Annotated in this window: 14 protein-coding genes; 7 read left to right on the top strand and 7 right to left on the bottom strand. The window is 62.2% G+C overall.

Annotated elements, in window-relative coordinates; translation table 11 throughout:
• Window positions 1-68: 68 nt before the first annotated feature.
• Window positions 69-584 carry a VOC family protein gene (locus THECO_RS13545; RefSeq protein ID WP_015255618.1) on the top strand — a complete coding sequence of 172 codons (516 nt, stop codon included), beginning with the start codon at window positions 69-71 and terminating at the stop codon, window positions 582-584.
• Here THECO_RS13545 and THECO_RS13540 read toward each other — a convergent pair.
• From THECO_RS13540 to THECO_RS13525, 4 genes are read right to left on the bottom strand one after another with little or no spacing between them, the layout of a single operon-like run.
• Window positions 581-793 (bottom strand): hypothetical protein, encoded by a 213-nt coding sequence (locus THECO_RS13540; protein WP_015255617.1) that lies wholly within the window; start codon window positions 791-793, stop codon window positions 581-583. The two genes, THECO_RS13545 and THECO_RS13540, sit on opposite strands and share 4 nt — an antisense overlap.
• 6 nt (window positions 794-799) lie before the next feature.
• Window positions 800-1,879 (bottom strand): GerAB/ArcD/ProY family transporter, encoded by a 1,080-nt coding sequence (locus THECO_RS13535; RefSeq protein WP_015255616.1) that lies wholly within the window; start codon window positions 1,877-1,879, stop codon window positions 800-802.
• Window positions 1,876-3,069, bottom strand: a complete 1,194-nt coding sequence (locus THECO_RS13530; RefSeq protein WP_015255615.1) for a Ger(x)C family spore germination protein — start codon at window positions 3,067-3,069, stop codon at window positions 1,876-1,878. The genes THECO_RS13535 and THECO_RS13530 overlap by 4 nt, the downstream gene beginning before the upstream one ends.
• A 15-nt stretch (window positions 3,070-3,084) precedes the next feature.
• Entirely contained in the window at window positions 3,085-4,542 is a 1,458-nt protein-coding gene (locus tag THECO_RS13525) for a spore germination protein (protein ID WP_015255614.1), read from the bottom strand.
• 226 nt (window positions 4,543-4,768) lie between these two features.
• Here THECO_RS13525 and THECO_RS13520 point away from each other — a divergent pair, with 226 nt between their 5' ends.
• Both THECO_RS13520 and THECO_RS13515 read left to right on the top strand, forming a co-directional pair.
• Window positions 4,769-5,914: a cation:proton antiporter gene (locus THECO_RS13520; protein WP_198285806.1), complete on the top strand. Its 1,146-nt coding sequence runs from the start codon at window positions 4,769-4,771 to the stop codon at window positions 5,912-5,914.
• Between the two features lie 61 nt (window positions 5,915-5,975).
• Complete coding sequence (locus tag THECO_RS13515) at window positions 5,976-7,508, top strand: outer membrane protein assembly factor BamB family protein (RefSeq protein WP_198285727.1); 1,533 nt, start codon at window positions 5,976-5,978, stop codon at window positions 7,506-7,508.
• A 118-nt stretch (window positions 7,509-7,626) separates the two neighbouring features.
• On the opposite strand, the gene THECO_RS13510 is transcribed toward THECO_RS13515, so the two are convergent.
• Complete coding sequence (locus THECO_RS13510; protein WP_015255610.1) at window positions 7,627-8,787, bottom strand: glycosyl hydrolase family 8; 1,161 nt, start codon at window positions 8,785-8,787, stop codon at window positions 7,627-7,629.
• Between the two features lie 48 nt (window positions 8,788-8,835).
• Window positions 8,836-10,125, bottom strand: a complete 1,290-nt coding sequence (locus tag THECO_RS13505) for an endo-1,4-beta-xylanase (RefSeq protein ID WP_015255609.1) — start codon at window positions 10,123-10,125, stop codon at window positions 8,836-8,838.
• Window positions 10,126-10,484: 359 nt separating this feature from the next.
• Here THECO_RS13505 and THECO_RS13500 point away from each other — a divergent pair, with 359 nt between their 5' ends.
• Entirely contained in the window at window positions 10,485-12,047 is a 1,563-nt protein-coding gene (locus THECO_RS13500) for a response regulator transcription factor (RefSeq protein WP_015255608.1), read from the top strand.
• Between the two features lie 136 nt (window positions 12,048-12,183).
• Here the strand turns inward: THECO_RS13500 and THECO_RS13495 are convergent, their stop codons facing one another.
• Window positions 12,184-12,990, bottom strand: a complete 807-nt coding sequence (locus THECO_RS13495; RefSeq protein ID WP_015255607.1) for an AraC family transcriptional regulator — start codon at window positions 12,988-12,990, stop codon at window positions 12,184-12,186.
• Between the two features lie 124 nt (window positions 12,991-13,114).
• On the opposite strand from THECO_RS13495, the gene THECO_RS13490 reads away from it, so the two are divergent.
• The 3 genes from THECO_RS13490 (at window position 13,115) to THECO_RS13480 (ending at window position 17,625) form a co-directional block, all read left to right on the top strand.
• Window positions 13,115-15,229 carry an alpha-glucuronidase family glycosyl hydrolase gene (locus THECO_RS13490; RefSeq protein ID WP_015255606.1) on the top strand — a complete coding sequence of 705 codons (2,115 nt, stop codon included), beginning with the start codon at window positions 13,115-13,117 and terminating at the stop codon, window positions 15,227-15,229.
• A 58-nt stretch (window positions 15,230-15,287) separates the two neighbouring features.
• Window positions 15,288-16,460, top strand: a complete 1,173-nt coding sequence (locus THECO_RS13485) for a Gfo/Idh/MocA family protein (protein WP_015255605.1) — start codon at window positions 15,288-15,290, stop codon at window positions 16,458-16,460.
• Window positions 16,461-16,620: 160 nt separating this feature from the next.
• Complete coding sequence (locus THECO_RS13480) at window positions 16,621-17,625, top strand: endo-1,4-beta-xylanase (protein ID WP_015255604.1); 1,005 nt, start codon at window positions 16,621-16,623, stop codon at window positions 17,623-17,625.
• Window positions 17,626-17,681 lie beyond the last annotated feature (56 nt).

Genomic DNA, 17,681 nt, shown 5'->3' with positions numbered 1-17,681 from the left:
CTTTTTACAATCCATCGGTCGGCCGATGGCCTACCATGAACATATCACAGAATATGGGAGGAATCGAGATGTCCGAACAGACCGGCCGCAAGGGCGTCACCGGGCAATATACCCGAAACGGCACGCCGAATGGGTACACCGCCATCACACCGTTCATCATCGTGGACAACCCCGCCGCAGCCATCGCCTTCTATGAAGCGGTATTCGGCGCCAAGTTGAAAAACGCCACCTCTTTCGGCAGCGGCGATGATGCCGTGATCGTCCACGCCGAGATCGATTTCGGCAACGGCTATCTGCAGCTCGGCGCGCCGACCCCCCAGTTCAAGACGGTGCTGCCGCCGGGAGACGACACGGCTTGCTATTCGCTGGGCCTCTATGTGCCGGATGTCGACCGGGTGGTGGAGCTGGCCGTCGAACACGGCGCAGTGGTCCGCGAGCCCGCCATGGATTTTGTCTCCGGGGACCGTTACGCCAGCATTCTGGACCCGTTCCGCGTCCGCTGGACGATCATGTCGCGCGTCGAGGATTTGTCCGAGGAGGAAAGTTTCCGCAGGGTAAGCGAGTGGAGCAAGCGTTTCAACTAGCCGGAGAGGAGCGACATCGCCGCGTCGATGATCCGTCCGATCAGAGCGTTCAGGATGATCGGGCGTCCGGACGCGATGCTCGCCCAGAGTCCGAACCCGGACAGGGATACCGCCGCGAATACGGCGGTGTCCCTGAACATTTTTTTGCGGATCAGCCACGCCGCCTGCAGGACGATCAGCGGCAACAGCACGGCGTACAGCATCCACATGCGCGGTCATCTCCTTCGGGGGCGGCTTTGGAGCGCGCGTCTGAGCCGCAGGGACAGCAGCATCAGGGCGGGGATCAGGATCGTATGGAAAACGTCGTAGGCGATCGTGATCTTGTTACTCAATATGCGGTTCTGGATCGGGTTCTCATAGATGACGACGGCGGCGGCGGAGAGCAGGATGGAGAGCGCCACGAGATGCGGCCAGCGGGAGGCCGGCCGGAACAATTGATGGATCGTTTCGAATGCCGCATACAGCAGCACCAGCAGTTTGATGAATATCAGCGTGATCAGGATGACGATCAGCACGGAATGGATGTTGACGATCACATCGCCGAGCTCCACTTCCTGGACGACTGTGTAGATCGGATACAGGATCCGGCCAGCGCGTTCCGGTCCCAGCAGCCCGATCACCATGAACATCACCAGGCTGATCGACAGCGCCGCGCTGGCCACGCCGAGCAGCAGGGCGCCCGCGGCTCCCGACCGGACCTTCGGGTAGAGCATCGTCAGCGCGAACGTCTCCATGAAGGGAAAGCCCAGGAGGGCCGGAAAGCGCAAGATTGCCCACGGGTCCCGGAACGCCGGCAGCAACCGTTCCCAGTCCCAGCCGACCGTCGCCAGCGTCAGACTGATCCAGAACGGGAAGAAAAGGAACGGCGTGACGATCCCGTTCAGCCGTCCGACCGTTTCCGTTCCCTGGGCCACCGTGTAGCCGGCAACGAGCAGAAACATGACATGGAACATCGTGGGCGGCGTTCTCGGCATGACCGTCACGTTCATGAAGTCGCTCAGGTTGCGCAGCGCCCATGCGCCGATCATGCAGAACCAGAGCAGATAGAGAATGCCGACGATCACGCCCGCGGGTCCCCAGGCCTCCCGCGCGATCTGGACCGGACTTTTGCCCGGGGAAGACCTGAGCAGCAGAATCCACAGCAGCGCGGCGAGCATGCCGTATGCGCCCGCCCACAGGGGCATCATCCAGGCGTCCCGTTTGCCTCGCTGTATGATCTCGTTGATGGTCACGAACAGCGTGGTGCCGAGTGTGAAGTTTACCGTGAGCAGATAGAACTGCGCGCGAGAAATCATGGCTCTCCCCCCGCTCCGTCATAGAGTCCGCCCAGGTTGCCCATTCCCCTGAGCCGGGTCTCGACCTCGATCTTGATCTCCGCCTCGCTTGCCGCCTGATCCGGATCCGGAAGGTTCGGCGCCTTTCGGTGCAGCAGGCTGCGGATGCGGAGCAGATCCCAGCCCCTCCTGCGGGTTTTGTCCACGAAGGTTTTCAGCTCTTCGGCGAAGACCTGGTTCAGATGCTGTTCCAGTTTTTTGAGCTCATCCAGCGTCTGCGGAAAATATTCTTTCATGGCGATGGTGGAGAACTCGAGCCGGAGCCGTAGCCGGACGACGGGCTTGCCGGCTTTCCAGTCCAGCCGCCGCTCCATGCGCTTGGTCTTCATGATCACCGTGATGTGCCCGCCGCGAAACGGAAAGCGCCGCACGAACCGCCCTTTTTCGCCGGTGAGCACGTGATACAGAACCAGGTCGCCCTCGTTCAGGCGGCCGACCATCCGGTAATCCCGGATGACCGCTCCGCCGCTCACCCTGAGCTGGTTCCGGTTCGCGTCGATCTCCGCATTGACATCAAAGCTGTTGAGATGGCCTGTCTTGGATGTCGCGGCGACGATCGGGATGACGACCATTTCTTCCCTTTCCACCCGCTCGATGACGTCCCGGAGTTCGATCCTCCGGCCGGCCTTGAGCGTGAAATCGTACATCAGGTCGAGCCGGGAAACGATGGAATCCGCCGGGTTCCGCTCCAGGGGGGTGAATGTTCGCATCACTTCGGCGATCGAACCGTCGACGGCCAGCAGCGGGATGGAAGTCCGGGCGTCCGGCTGAAGTTCGGAGAAATTCAAGAAATCCCGCATTCCCTGCCTGGCGGCGCGTTCGGAAATCAGGACGGCCTTGGCGTGATGGAGGAACATTCTTCTGGGCAGGACATTGTAGAAGGACGCCTGCGCTTCTCCCGGTGATTTGCCGCTGGCCGTGTAAGTATAGACGGGAGCTTGCTCGCCTCCCGGGGCGCCCTGGGAGGAGGCGCCGGTGGCCGGGTTGATGACCTGCAGGTAAACCGTATAGATGCCGCTCTCCGGATCCCGGTCCAGCCCGGCCAGACTGACGAGCGACAGTTCGTTGATTTCGACTTTGTCCCAGCAGGATGTCAGCAGTGCCGCGCACAGCGCGAGGACCGCCGCCGCGGCGCGTTGTCGGCGTGACATGCCCATTCCTCCCGGTTACTTTCGTTTCAGCCGCCGGATGGACGCGGGGAGAAGGTTCGGTTTCATCGAGGGACGGGGCGCGCGTATCAGTACATCGCGCCAGTCGTCCTTGTTGGCCGGCGCGAGCGGGGTCAGGTACGGGACGCCGAACGATTTCAGCGACACCAGATGGGCGAGCAGGAACAGCGCGCCGCACAGGACGCCGAACAGCCCCATGAACCCGGCCAGCAGGATGAATGTAAACCGGAGCAGCCGCTGCGACATGCCGAAGCTGTACACCGGCACGACGAAGTTGGTGATGCCGGTCACCGCGACGACGATGACGACCGCGGCGGAGATCAGCCCGGCTTCCACGGCCGCCTGTCCGAGGACGATCGCGCCGACGATCGACAGCGCCTGTCCGACCGCCCTCGGCATGCGCAGCCCCGCTTCCCGGATGATCTCGAACACGATCTCCATCAGCATGACTTCCAGGAAGGCCGGCAGCGGCACGCCTTCCCGCTGGGCGGTCAGGCTGATGAGCAGTTCAGTCGGGATCAACTCCTGATGAAACGTCGTGGCGGCGACGAACAGGGAAGGCGCGAAGACGGCGGCGAAGAACGAGATCAGCCGGATCCAGCGGATGAACGTCGCAATGTCCGCCCGCTGGTAATAGTCTTCGGGTGAACTGAACAACTCGAAGAACGTAAGCGGCGCGATCAGGACGAAGGGCGTGCCGTCCACCATGACGGCCACCTTGCCTTCCAGCAGGTGGGCGGCCGTCTTGTCCGGCCGTTCGGTGTCGAGCAGCGTCGGGAAAGGCGTCAGAATCCGATCCTCGATGTACTCTTCCACATAGGAACTTTCCAGTACGCTGTCCGTCCGGATGGCGGCCAGCCGGCTTCTCACTTCCCGAACAAGCGTTTCCGGCGCGAGGTTCTCCATATAGACCATCATGACGGTCGAACCGCTCTGGCTGCCGATCGTCATCTGTTCGAACCGGAGCGACGGATTGACGATGCGCTTGCGGATCAGGCCGATGTTGATCCGGATATTTTCCGTAAACCCTTCGTAAGCGCCGCGGATCGTCGGCTCGGTCTTCGGTTCATCGACCTGGCGGCCCGGCGCATTGTACGTGTCAATGAGGCTGAGCCGTTCCCGTGCGGCGTCGATCAGCACGCATTTGCCGGTGACAACCGCCTGCAACACCTGTTGCCGCAAGGTTTCATACGGCGCCGTGAACGGCAGTTCTTGAATATACTGGTTGCCGGAAGCTGCCGGTCCATCGGCGAACGTGTTCTGCTGAACGGAGATTACGATGAACTCGTCAATGGTCCGCTTGTCGACCAGCGAATCCAGATAGATGCATTGCACGATGCGGTCCCCGTCCGGGATCAGGGAACGGCAGACCAGATCCGGGGGAGACCCGAGCATCGTCTGGATGTCGCCGGCCAGATCGGAACCGATCGAACGGACTTTTGTTCTTCTTCCCATCGCCGGACCTCCGGATGACATTGTTCCGTGCACGCGGCGGGGCCGTCTCCCTTGGAGAAGGCGTCAACCGCTTTCTTGACTGTCAGGACGAGGTAATCTATAATCTTCACCGTGCGCGAAAACTTCATACGGAAGATTTGGGAGGAGCCTGTCACCGACGGGCTTCTCTTTGTATTAGGATAAATTATGGAAGGAGAGGAACGATTTGGATTTTATATTGGAGGCCATGCTGCAGCTTGCCATCATCGTGGCGGCAGCAAAGCTTGCGGGGGAGCTGGCGATTCGTCTGGGCCAGCCTTCCGTGCTGGGCAAGCTGCTGGCGGGTGTCCTCGTCGGGCCGGCCGTGCTTGGATGGGTGGAGTCGTCCCATTGGGTCGAGGTATTCGCTGAAATCGGCGTGCTGCTGCTCATGTTTCTGGCCGGCATGGAGACCGACCTGAAGATGTTGAACGAGAACCGCACGTCCTCGCTGGCGGTGGCGACGGGTGGAATCCTGTTTCCGCTGCTGGGGGGGTACGCCGTCGGGTTGTCGTTCGGACTCGATTCCGCACATGCCATTTTCCTCGGGCTGCTGCTGTCGGCGACATCCGTCAGCATTTCGGTCCAGACGTTCCGCGAGCTGGGGAAACTGGGCGGCAGGGAAGCGACGACGGTGCTGGGCGCCGCCATTGCGGACGACATCCTGGTCGTCATCGGACTGGCCGTGGTCCTCGGCCTGCTGGCGTCCGGCGGGGTCAGCCTCGCAACGGTGATCGGCCTGATGGCCGCGTTCACCGTCGTGGTCGTCCTGATGGTATGGAAAGGCATTCCGTTCCTGCTCCGGCAATCGGCCCGTCTGTCGGTTACCGAGCCGGTGCTGAGCGCGGCCATCGTCATCGTGCTGCTGATGGCCTTCGCCGCGGAATATTCGGGGATGGCCGGCATCATCGGCTCGTTCGCCGCCGGACTGGCCGTGTCCCGCACCGAGTTCAAGGAGAAGGTGGAGCGGGGGGTCGAGCGGATCGCCTACCCGGTGTTCGTTCCGGTCTTCTTCGTCAGCATCGGACTGCATGTCTCGTTCGACGGTCTGGCCGAACAATGGCTGGAGCTCATCGTCCTGTCCGTCCTCGCCGTGCTGACGAAGCTGATCGGCGCCGGGCTGGGCGCCCGCCTCACCGGTTTCAACCGGAAGTCCTCCCTGATTATCGGTTCGGGCATGGTGTCGCGCGGGGAAGTGGCGCTGATCATCGCGTCGCTCGGACTCGGGAACGGGCTGGTGCCGCTTGACCTCTATACGACGGTCATTCTGGTCGTCGTCTTCACGACGCTGGCCGCGCCGCCCATGCTGAAATGGACGCTCCGGGAACCGAAGGGCGCGGTCGAGCGGACCTGAACATTTCGTCAACTGGCGGCGTCTATTCCCATAAATGGATGGCGACAGGATGGATGAAGAAATGGGAGATGTGCGTTGGCGAAGACATACCGTTGTGCTGATGATGTCGGCGATCCTGCTCGGAGCACTGGCGACCGCTTGTCTGGACGGCGGCAATGAACGGGTACGGTGCGGGAATGCGGCCGGGGCGATGGCTGAACAAGGGCGTGATGTCCGGGCTGCGGATGGTGTGCGGGACAATGACGGCTTGCCGGGCGGACCGCCGGATGCCGCATTTGCAGATTCTGATCCTGCGGAAATTGAAAGCTATTCGCCGGAACCGGCGCCGTCCGTCGATCCGGATTGGGTATGGCGGTATCAGGGAAAGCTGGCATTCCACTATCTGCTCGGCGCTACGGACGAGGAACTGCTGCTGCGGGGAGATGACGGCGGCTTCAGCGGTCTTCATCAGGACAGCACCATCTACGCGCTGGACCGCGGAACCGGCGAACTGCTCTGGAGCATCGACGCCGGTTCCGGGTGGGCGGATGCGGAGGTCGATCCCGAACGCAGCGATGCGGCCGTATTGACCCATTACGACCCGGATGCGGGGCAGCACGAGGAGCGAATCCGCCGGCTGCGGCTGCGGGATGGCGCCGTCCTGTGGGAACAGGTGCTGCCGAAGGGGCACGGCAGTCTCCGCCTTGCGGCCGGTGCGGTCATCTATGCCGTACCGCCCGAGAACGCGGCTGATGGCGACGGAAAGCTGCGTGTCTACCATGCCGACACCGGCCGGCTGATGTGGGAGCGCGAATACGCCGAATCGTTCCGGGTGCTCAACCGTCCGGGCGATCCGTACGTGCTGGTTCAACATGAACGAACGCTCACGGCATACCGCCCCGCCGATGGCAAGCGCGTATGGGAACTGGAGGCTGGGAATCCGCCTGGTCCGGACTTGCAGCCTTTCGAGAACGTGTTCACGGACGCAAGAACGGACCGGTTCTCGTCCGGCAGCCGCATCCGTTGGGCGGCGTTCGGCAGCAGCATCGCAAAGATCGATATGGTCCAGGGCCTCGTGGAAGCGGTCTACCCGGTGAATCCCGGCGAATATGTCACGGCCTTCGACGGCCGCTGGCTGCTGATCGAACGGTCGCCGGATGACGAAGCCGGGCGGTTCGAGACGGTGTTATACGATTCGTCCGCCGGACGGGAACAATGGAAGCTTCCGGGCAGAGGCTCGGGCGCGGTGGTCGAGGGCAGCCGGGTCTATCTTCTGTTGGACGGCATACCGGCTGCTTTCGATCTCGACAGCGGGAGGATGGTGTGGAAGACGGCGTACATCGGACCTTTGAAGTCCGGTTGGCGCGCTCCCGTAAGTCCGCTTGTAGCGGGTGACGCGCTGCTCATGCCTTACGGTGAAGATCTGCTTGTGTTGGATGTATCGGATGGTCGGGTGCTCCGCCGGCTGCGGGACGTGCGGATTGATTACCCGGACGGGCGTGAGGAGGACACGAAGAGCGGACTGATCAACCGTGATGCTTCAGGGGATATATACCTTGGATCGTCGAACGGTTGCTTCTCCAGGCTTCGGTTGCCGCAGCCGATTTCGCGATGAAAGCGATGGTCAGGTCCGCTGAGCCGTGCGCAGTGCGGAAGCAAAGGATGACGAAAAGCCGGCTCATTGACCGGCTTTTTTGTCGGGCATACACGATCTCCGTTGACATGTCGGTGCGTTACGACCCGGACGACATCCAGATCCGGTAATTTCCGGTCAGCGCCAGCATTGCGAAGAAATAGAGGCAATTGTCATAATAGCGCCGATTGCCGGTGCGGACGGGCGTCCGCCAGAACAGCTCGACCGCCCGGCGGGCATGCGGGCCGTCCGCCGCCAGCGACGCCATCGCGTTCGTCGCGATCAGGCCGGTCGGATGAAGGGCCGGCTCGTCGAACGGCTCGCCCGCGATGGTGTACCGGCGCAGATCGGCCGGATCTTTGTCCGCGAAGAACGCCTGGATCAGGTTCGCTTCCTTCACGTTCCACGGGTCGGCGCGGAACCATTCCCAGTCGAGTCCGATATTCGCCGCCACGCGGTACGAATCGCTGAAGAAATGGCCGAAACCGCGCACATGGTTCGGCGTTCCGTCATAGAACGCATACTCGGGCGCCAGGCCGGTGACGGGATGGCAGGCGGTCTTCAGGAATGCCCGGCTCGCCTGCGCCGCTTCCCGCCAGAACGCCCGGTCTTCGGGATAAGCCCACAGAGCGAACAGTTCGTAGAAGTGGGGCAGATGGTAAGACGGGTCGGTGAACTCGCAGTTCGGGATGAATTTGATCAGCTTGTTGTCCGGGTTCCACATCGGCCGGCCGACGCCGTCCTCGCCTTTGTGCAGGCAGGTGCGGAGCAGATCCCGGGCCTGGCGACCGTAATCGAAGATGCCTTCGCCGTCGCCCCAGCGGTGCGAAGCGAAGAACAGCGCGAGCGCGAAATATTCTTCGCCGTCCGGAGCGGGGCCGTTCGAGTTGCGCGAACCGTCCGGCAGGCAGGACCAGGCGAAATACCCCGCATGCTCGCCTTCCGTCATGTACATGCAGGTCATCGCCCAGCGCCAGATCCGGTCGAAAATATCTTTGCGGTCCATCTGCACGGCCATCATCATGCCGTACGACATGCCTTCCGTGCGGACGTCGAGATTGCCGGTATCGAGCAGGTAGCCCATATCCGGACCGGCCTCATAATAAATGCGCGTCTCGGCATGATCGCCGTACTCGCCGAACAGCTGATCCCATGTGTCCTGCAGCCGCCCCGCGGCTTCCTGTTCCGATGCAAGTCCGTACTCTGCTATGACGTTGCGGTATTGTCCGGTATGAAACGCCCCTTGCTTTGCTTCCGTCATTTCGGCATGCTCCTCCAGTGGAATTCAAATGTGTCATGTTCAAGTGCGTCAAGACTTCGCCGCTTCGATGGCGGCCCAGAACGCCGGCTTGGCCTGCAGCTGCCTGTCGAACAGGAGCGGCGCGTCCGTCCGGCCCTGAACGGGGAAATCGTGCAGCCACGTGTGGCTGTCCGCGATCCCCCAGAAGACGACGGCGCTCACGAAGTCCCGGTTGTCCCTGAACGCTTCGAAAAATTCGCGGTACCGGTCGGCCTGCTTCTGAATCACGGCCTCGGGAATGTCGTCGCCGTAATCGCTGCGGTTGTTGTACGCGTAAATGCTCATATCCATCTCGGTGACGATGTTGTCGAGGCCGAGCCCGGCGAACTTCCGCATCGACTCGATCAGCGAATCGGCGGACGGCCAGTCGACATTGACGTGCGTCTGATGGCCGACCCCGTCGATCGGCACGCCGCGGTCCAGCAGCTCCTTCACCAGCTCGTAGAGCCGGTCGCGCTTCGCCGGTTCGTTCGTGTTGTAGTCGTTGATGTACAGTTTCGCATCCGGACCGGCCGCTTCGCGCGCGGCGCGGAACGCCGTCTCGATGTAGTCGATTCCCGCGATCTGGTACCATTCGCTGTTGCGGAGGCCGCCCGGGTCCGACGGCTCGACCACTTCGTTCACGACATCCCACGATGTGATGTCGTCCTTGAAATGTTCGACGACGACGCGGATATGGTTCTCAAGCCGCTCGAGCAAGAGTTTCTTGTTCTCCTCCCGCTTCGCGGGATCGGTCTCGTCCGTCATCCGTTTGCCTTCCCGGTCATGGAAGAACCAGGCGGGCGTCTGCTGATGCCAGACGAGCGTGTGGAACCGCAGCTGCATGCCGTTCTCCCTGGCGAACTCGACGATCCGGTCGGCCTGCCCGAAGCGGAACTGGCCTTCCGTCGGCTGCAGCAGCATCGGCTTCATGACGTTTTCGGCCACGAGCATGTTCACGTGTTTCTTCAGCAGTTCGGCCATGGGACCTTCCGTCTGTTCCGGCGTGATGGCCGCGCCGATCGGGAAATCGTCGGCATACGCTTCGGCCAGCGACGGAATATCGGTCTGGACGGCCGGTTCCGTCGGTTCAACCTTAGCTGCGGCCTCTTCTTCCGTGGCCGCCGCATCGCTCTCCGCATCGGCGTTCTCCCGCGTCTGTCCGCCGCTGCCCGCCTCTTCCTCCATAACCGGGCCGCTTGCCGCAGCATCCGGCTCTCCGGCATTGCGCGCCGAGCAGCCGAGCGCCAGCAGCAGCAATACGGCCGCGAGGAGCGCCGCGCCGCTGCGCGCGGCTTTCGTTCTGCCGCCTTGCCTCATCTTACCGCCCCTCCGGATCACTGACATCATGCCTGTGAAACAGAAATTAGGAGTTGGAAATCTGTTGAATGAAATGTACAATGATTTTCCCGGGATGTAAATTGAGTCTTAAATTTTTGCTATGAAAACTATATTTTTTCAAGTTCCGTCCACCCGTTCATTTCTGTAAACTGAAAAGAAAACGGCATGGGCGAAACTTTTGTGGATGTAAGCGGTTACAGATTGTGAGGGAGACCTACTTTTTAACCAGGCGGATAGTTGTATCCGGCGAAATCGACGTTCTGCCGAACACCGGGGAAGAGCGCGCATGCGAAGTTGCGCAAACGAGCAAATGCAACGATGCGAAAGGAGCAACGGTCATGCACAAAGTATTGCTCGTCGATGACGAAGTCTTCGCGCGCACGGGACTTCGCGGCTTGATACCATGGAACTCTCTTGGATTCGAGATCGTGGCGGAAGCGGAGAACGGCGAAGAAGCGCTCCAGATGATCAGGGACGAGCAGCCGGACCTCGTCGTGACCGACATCCGCATGCCGGTGCTGGACGGTCTGGAGCTGATCCGGACGGTCAAGGAGCAGGAGATCGGAAATCCGAAATTCATCATCATCAGCGGATACAATGACTTCAAGTATGCCCAGCAGGCGGTCCGCTTCGGCGTGGAGGATTTCATCCTGAAGCCGATCGACGAGGCGGAGCTGGAGGACACGCTGAAGCGTGTTGCTGAATCGTTAAAGCGGGATCAGCTGCTGGAAGCGGGACATCCGGCCTTGCATCTGTCGCTGCTCGAGAGCCTGCTGACGGGAAGGCTGGATAAGCCGTACATCCCCGGCGCGGCGGCCGCCCTCGGCCTTCCCGCCGGCCGTGAGCTCTGCTACATCATTGCGGAAGTGAACGATGTCGGCGCGGAGGCTGACACGGAATCCGCCGACGCGGGCCATTGGAAGGCGGAGCTGATCCGGGCGGCGGCCGCATTGACGGGCGGCCGGGAACCGCTGCTGCACGAGCACGGCGAGTGGACCGCGGGCCTGCTGCTCCCGCTCGGCGAGAGCCTGCCATCGTGGGAAGCGGCGGCGGAGAAGCTGCGGCAGGCCGTCCGGCTGCGCGGCGGCGTCCTGCGCCTGTATGTGGGCAAGCCGGCCGGGACGCCGGAACAGATCCATCGCTCGTACCGGTCCGCCAAGCAGACGATGGATTACAAATATGCGCTTGACGGGCAGGCCGTATTGTCCGGCAAGGATACGGAAGGCCTGGCGCTCGTCCGGACGGAGCTGCCGTCCGATCTGTTCGACCGGCTGCTTCACGCGATGGAAGAGCGCGATGCCAACGCGGCGGAAGCGGTGCTCGACGAAATCTTCGACACGTTCCGCTCGTCACGGTTCGCTCCGGACGCGGTCGCGGCGTCGATTGCGCGGCTGATCCGGGCCGTCAACCGGACGGTGCAGGCGATGGACGGCGACGAACAGGCGCTGGCCGGCTGCACGGCGCTCGCCGGATGGCAGGAAAAGCCGATGACGCTGCAGGGGCTCAAGCGGCTTGCGGCAGCGTTCGTCGAAGAAGCGTCGGATTACATGGCGGAGCTTCGCAAAGAAAAGGCGAAAGGCTCGATCCACAAAATCAAACAGCACATCGAGCGCCATTTCCGCGAGAACATCAGCCTGAAGGTCATCGCGCAGCAATACTACATGAACCCGGTCTACCTGGGGCAGCTGTTCAAGAAAACGTACGGCGTCTATTTCAACGATTTTCTGCTGGATCTGCGCATCCAGGAAGCGAAGCGGCTGCTCCGCCAGACGGATATGCGCATCTACGAGATCGCGGCGGAAGTCGGCTTCAGCAATCCCGAGTATTTCGCGGCGCAGTTCGAGAAAGTCGTGAGCATGACGCCGAAGGAATACCGCACCGCCCTGACGTCGAAAACATGAAGAAGCACCGGAACAAAAAAACATATTGGAAAATTACAAATGTTCTATTGTTCTTCTATGGCGGTTCACGGTGCTTCATTCCTATAATGAAAGGGAAACGGAACGCTTCGGCGTTCTGTTTTTACGATATAAGAGTTTAAATTTTTTCAGGCGTCCATCCCTTCGCTGCGATGGAAGAAGGCGGGTAGCCTTTGACCGCTTTGAACACGTTGCTGAAGTACGCGACGTCCTTGAAGCCGCATCGTTCGGCCACTTCGCTGACAGTGAAGCCGCCGGCGGCGAGCATCGCTTCGGCGTTGTTGACGCGGATCGTGTTCAGGAACGCGCGGAAGGAAACGCCGGTCTGCTGTTTGAACAGCCGGCCGAGATAGACCGGGTGCAGGCCCGCGAGCTCCGCCAGCCGGCCGATGTCGAGATCTTCGGCGTAGTTCTCGGCGAGGTAGGCCTTCATCCGCTCGATGCGCGGATCGGGGGCCAGATCTTCCGTCCGGTGCAGCGCCGTGACGAGCAGCCGGTGGAGGATCAGAAGAAACTGGCCGCGCGCCTGCATTTTGTATCCGGGCTGCTTGCTCATCCAGATCTGGTTGAACGCCTTGATCTGCTCCAGCAGCGGTCCCGTAAGCCGGAACTTCGTGATGGTCGCAAGCGGCAGCCGGGTCTCGTTGTTCGGGGGCAGCCACAGAAAATTGAACGCGTAGGAATGCATCGGCGAGTCGGCATAGGTATGCGCTTCACGAATCGACCCCGGCGGAATGTAGATCAGGTTGCCGGCTTCGGCGGTATGTTTTACGCCGTTGACGTAGTAGTCGGCCTTGCCGCCGACGACGAAGGTCAGGTCATGGAAATCGATCGGCCTCCGGATGATTTTCCAGTCGGGGTAACAGCGCCGGTCGACAAAGAGCACCACTTCGGGCACCAGATGATCGTATTGGGACAATGCCATGGGCACTGAGCCTCCTTCGTTCGGCTTGCTGACGCGTTCATGTGCGGAATACGGATCGCAGCAAAGGTTCCTGCAACTATCCTATCACGGGTCATCACTTAGCGTACATAAGGAGGATTCATTCATGTCCGTCGCGAACGCCACTTCCGACACCGGTTACGATGCCTGGCTCCGGTACGACCGATTGCCGGCGGGGCAGGCCGAGGCGCTGATCGGCTGGTGCAGCCGGATCGTGATGCCGGAGCGGGAAGGCATGCTCGGCACCGTTCGACGCGAATTGACGGCGGCGCTGGCGTCGCTGCTCGGCATCGAGCCGGTCGTCACGGATGTGCTCGACGCGGATGCGGATGCAGCGGACACGCCCGGCGCGGGGCGGGCGCTGGTCGTCGCGACGGCGGAACGCGCCGCCGGCCTCGGGCTGCTTGCCGGAGAAGAAGCCGGGGCATTGCATGCGGATGGTTTCGTCATCCGAACCGTCCGCCGGGGAGACGTCCGGGCGGTGCTGCTGGCGGGCGGCACGGCGCGCGGGCTGCTGTACGGCGCATTCCATTTTCTCCGGCTCGCGTCCATCGGCAGCCTGAACGATCGCGCTCTCGAGCAACTGGATATCGCGGATCGCCCGCGCAATCCGCTGCGCATGATCAATCATTGGGACAATATGGATGGCAGCATCGAGCGGGGTTACGCGGGGAAATCCATTTTCTTCCGTGATGGAAAATTTATTGCGGACAAGACGCGCGTCCGCGATTATGCCCGGCTGCTCGTATCGATCGGCATCAACGCGCTGACGATCAACAACGTCAACGTGCATGAAACGGAAACGAAGCTGATCACGGACGAACTGCTGCCCGATGTCGCGGCGACGGCCGACATTTTCCGCGAATACGGCATCCGGCTCATGCTCAGCATCAACTTCGCCGCTCCGATCCAGGCCGGCGGCCTGCCGACGGCGGATCCGCTCGATCCGGCGGTGCGCGCGTGGTGGCGCGAGCGCGCGGCAGCCATCTTCCGCCGGATTCCGGACTTCGGCGGCTTCCTCGTGAAGGCCGATTCCGAATTCCGGCCGGGGCCGTTCACCTACGGCCGGGACCACGCGGACGGCGCGAACATGCTGGCCGAGGCGCTGGAACCGTTCGGCGGCATCGTCATCTGGCGCTGTTTCGTCTACAACTGCCTGCAGGACTGGCGCGACCGGACGACGGACCGTGCGAAGGCGGCGTATGACCATTTCGTGCCGCTCGACGGCCGCTTCAAGGACAATGTGCTGCTGCAGATCAAGAACGGGCCGATGGATTTCCAGGTGCGCGAGCCCGTGTCGCCGCTGTTCGGGGGCCTCACGCGGACGAACCAGATGCTCGAGCTGCAGATTACGCAGGAGTACACGGGCCAGCAGCGCCACCTCTGCTACCTGGTGCCGCAATGGAAGGAAGTGCTCGATTTCGACACTTATGCCTGCGGCGAAGGGACGACCGTGGCGCGCATCGCAAGCGGCAGCGCGTTCGGTCGCGAGACGGGCGGCATCGCGGGCGTCTCCAACATCGGCGACGATCCGAACTGGACCGGCCATCTGCTGGCGCAGGCGAATCTGTACGGATTCGGCCGGCTGGCGTGGAATCCGGAGCTGTCCGCAGAAGACATCACCGATGAATGGGTGCGGCTGACGTTCGGCGGCGATCCCGAGACGGTCCGTACGATTGCGGAGATGCTGCTGGACTCCTGGCGCATTTACGAGAACTATACGGCGCCGCTCGGCGTCGGCTGGATGGTCAATCCCGGACACCACTACGGTCCGAACGTCGACGGATACGAATATTCGAAGTGGGGGACGTACCACTTCGCCGACTGCCGCGGCATCGGCGTCGACCGGACGGTGAAGACGGGGACGGGCTTTACGGCCCAGTACCACAAGCCGCACTCCGAGATCTATGAATCGCTTGAGCAGTGCCCGGATGAATTGCTGCTGTTCTTCCACCATGTGCCGTACACGCACCGGCTGCATTCCGGCAAGACGGTGATCCAGCATATCTACGACACGCATTTCGAGGGCGCCGAGCAGGCCCGCGGGCTGGTGGCGCGGTGGTCCGGCCTGAAGGGCCGGATCGATGCCGGCCGGTTCCTGCAAGTGTTGAGACGGCTTGAGGAGCAGGCGGAACACGCGAAGGAATGGCGCGACGTCATCAACACCTATTTCTGGCGGAAATCCGGCATACCGGATGCGCGCGGGCGCAAGATCTATTGAAGGGCACCGCGCGCATGTTCGCCGATTGTCCATACGCCGCCCCAAGGAGGATGAGAACATGTCGGCCAACCGTCCCGTCCGCGTCGCGTTGATCGGCTGCGGCGCGATCGCTCCGGCGCATGTCGAAGCTTGTGCATCATTTCCCGGGCAATGGGAGATTGTCGCCTTGTGCGACATTGTGCCGGAAAAAGCCGAAGCGCTCAAAGCCCGCTTCGGGCTCGAGCAGGCTGTCGTGGCAGATCATGCGGAGAAATTGCTCGATCTCGACTTCGATCTCGCGTCCGTCTGCACGCCGCCCTACACGCATGCGGAACTCGCCATTCTGTTCCTGCGCGCGGGACGGCACGTCATCGTCGAGAAGCCGATGGCGGCTTCGCTGGAGGAATGCGACCGGATGCTGGCCGCCGCGGCGGACAGCGGCAAGGTGTTGTCGGTCATTGCCCAGAACCGGTTCCGCACGCCGCTCATGAAGCTGAAGCGGATGCTGGATTCCGGGCTCGCCGGCAAACTGCTGCATGTGCAGGTCGATTCCCATTGGTGGCGGGGCTACAGCTACTACGATCTCTGGTGGCGCGGCACATGGGAGAAGGAGGGCGGCGGCTGCACGATCAATCACGCCGTTCATCATATCGACGCGATGCTCTGGATGGCCGGCATGCCCGTGGAAGTGCAGGCGTACCTTGCGAACACGGCGCATGACAACGCGGAAGTGGAGGATCTGTCCGTCGCGATTTTCCGCTATGCGGACGGGGCGCTCGGCCAGCTCACCAGCTCCGTCGTCCATCACGGCGAGGAACAGCAGCTTGTCTTCCAATGCAGCGGCGCACGCATCTCGGCGCCCTGGCGGCCGAAGGCCGGCATCGCGAAGCCGAACGGCTTCCCGGAGCCGAATCCGGAGCTGGAACGGAAGCTTCAGGAAGCTTATGACGCCATTCCGGATCTTGAGCACGAAGGCCACGCCGGACAATACGCCGATGTGCTGAACGCGATCCGGACCGGCGGGAAGCCGCTGATCGGCGGCGAGGACGGACGGCGGACGCTCGAGTTCATCACCGCCGTCTACAAAGCGGGCGCGACGGGTCAGGCGGTCCGGCTGCCGCTTGCGCCGGACGATCCGTTCTACACCCGCGAAGGAATTCTGGCCCGGGCGGTGAAGTTTTACGAGAAGAAACGCTCGGTCGAAGGTTTTGCGCCATCCGGCGACATTACGACCGGCAGCGATTACCGATAACGGGCGCCGCGGCATGCCGAAGAACAACGGTATGCCGCGGCAGTGTACCGCATGAAGGTTGAGCGCATGGGGAACCCGGCCGCATGCGACGCCCGGCAGTCCGGGTTGCGGATGCGGCTGTGAAATCCTATCAAACCACAATCAGCGAGGTGAACCGGGCATGGCCGAACTCAAACTGTGGGAAGTTTTCAAGGACGACTTCGACATCGGCGCGGCGGTGAACGTCCGGACGGTGGACAGCGCGGCGGAACTGCTCAGGGCGCAGTACAACAGCATCACGGCGGAGAACGAGATGAAGCCCATTAATACGCAGCCGTCTGAAGGCGTTTTCACCTTCGAGCAGGCGGACAAGATTGCCGATTTCGCCGCGAAGCACGGCAAGAAGCTGCGCGGACACACGCTCGTCTGGCACAACCAGACGCCGGACTGGTTCTTCGAAGCGCCCGGCGGCGGTCCCGCCGGCAAGGAGACGCTGCTCCGGCGCATGCGCGACCACATCCATGCGGTGGCGGGCCGGTACAAAGGGCGGACCTACTGTTGGGATGTCGTGAACGAAGCGGTCGCCGACGAAGGCGAACAGTGGCTGCGGGCGTCGAAATGGCACGACATGGTCGGGCCGGAATTCATCGTCCGCGCGTTCGAGTACGCGCACGAGGCCGATCCCGACGCGCTGCTGTTCTACAACGACTACAACGAATGCAATCCCGCGAAGCGCGACAAGATCATCCGCCTCGTGAAATGGCTCAAAGAGCAGGGCGCGCCGATCCACGGCATCGGCATGCAGGGGCACTACAATCTGGCGTCGCCGTCCATCGCCGAGGTGCGCGAGGCGATCGAGAAGTACGCCGAGCTCGGCCTGGTCATTCATGTGACGGAACTGGACATGTCCGTCTACGCCTGGGATGACCGGCGAACCGATCTGCTCGAGCCGACGGCGGAAATGGTGGAGCGGCAGGCGGAGCTGTACGAGCAGCTGTTCTCGCTTTACCGCGAATACCGGGACGTCATCCGCAGCGTCACGTTCTGGGGCGCGGCGGACGATTATACGTGGCTCAGCTATTTCCCGGTGCGCGGGCGGCGCAACTGGCCGCTGCTGTTCGACGCGCAGCACCGGCCGAAGGAGGCGTTCCGGCGCGTCGTGCGGACGGCGGGCGCTGAAGCTTGAGCCGGCGGAAACCGGCAATCGCAGCCGGTCTGTTCCGGAGAAACGGACGGACCGGC

Origin of the sequence: Thermobacillus composti KWC4, assembly GCF_000227705.2 — a bacterium.
Taxonomy (GTDB): domain Bacteria; phylum Bacillota; class Bacilli; order Paenibacillales; family Paenibacillaceae; genus Thermobacillus; species Thermobacillus xylanilyticus.
The sequence above is the reverse complement of the archived record's forward strand: the minus strand, read 5'-3'. Positions and strand labels throughout refer to the sequence as shown.

What these genes read in the sequence shown, in the direction of transcription:
- THECO_RS13545 (WP_015255618.1), top strand. Translation starts at nt 69, where the DNA reads ATGTCCGAACAGACCGGCCGCAAGGGCGTCACCGGGCAATATACCCGA.
- THECO_RS13540 (WP_015255617.1), bottom strand. Translation starts at nt 793, where the DNA reads ATGTGGATGCTGTACGCCGTGCTGTTGCCGCTGATCGTCCTGCAGGCG.
- THECO_RS13535 (WP_015255616.1), bottom strand. Translation starts at nt 1,879, where the DNA reads ATGATTTCTCGCGCGCAGTTCTATCTGCTCACGGTAAACTTCACACTC.
- THECO_RS13530 (WP_015255615.1), bottom strand. Translation starts at nt 3,069, where the DNA reads ATGTCACGCCGACAACGCGCCGCGGCGGCGGTCCTCGCGCTGTGCGCG.
- THECO_RS13525 (WP_015255614.1), bottom strand. Translation starts at nt 4,542, where the DNA reads ATGGGAAGAAGAACAAAAGTCCGTTCGATCGGTTCCGATCTGGCCGGC.
- THECO_RS13520 (WP_198285806.1), top strand. Translation starts at nt 4,769, where the DNA reads ATGCTGCAGCTTGCCATCATCGTGGCGGCAGCAAAGCTTGCGGGGGAG.
- THECO_RS13515 (WP_198285727.1), top strand. Translation starts at nt 5,976, where the DNA reads ATGGGAGATGTGCGTTGGCGAAGACATACCGTTGTGCTGATGATGTCG.
- THECO_RS13510 (WP_015255610.1), bottom strand. Translation starts at nt 8,787, where the DNA reads ATGACGGAAGCAAAGCAAGGGGCGTTTCATACCGGACAATACCGCAAC.
- THECO_RS13505 (WP_015255609.1), bottom strand. Translation starts at nt 10,125, where the DNA reads ATGAGGCAAGGCGGCAGAACGAAAGCCGCGCGCAGCGGCGCGGCGCTC.
- THECO_RS13500 (WP_015255608.1), top strand. Translation starts at nt 10,485, where the DNA reads ATGCACAAAGTATTGCTCGTCGATGACGAAGTCTTCGCGCGCACGGGA.
- THECO_RS13495 (WP_015255607.1), bottom strand. Translation starts at nt 12,990, where the DNA reads ATGGCATTGTCCCAATACGATCATCTGGTGCCCGAAGTGGTGCTCTTT.
- THECO_RS13490 (WP_015255606.1), top strand. Translation starts at nt 13,115, where the DNA reads ATGTCCGTCGCGAACGCCACTTCCGACACCGGTTACGATGCCTGGCTC.
- THECO_RS13485 (WP_015255605.1), top strand. Translation starts at nt 15,288, where the DNA reads ATGTCGGCCAACCGTCCCGTCCGCGTCGCGTTGATCGGCTGCGGCGCG.
- THECO_RS13480 (WP_015255604.1), top strand. Translation starts at nt 16,621, where the DNA reads ATGGCCGAACTCAAACTGTGGGAAGTTTTCAAGGACGACTTCGACATC.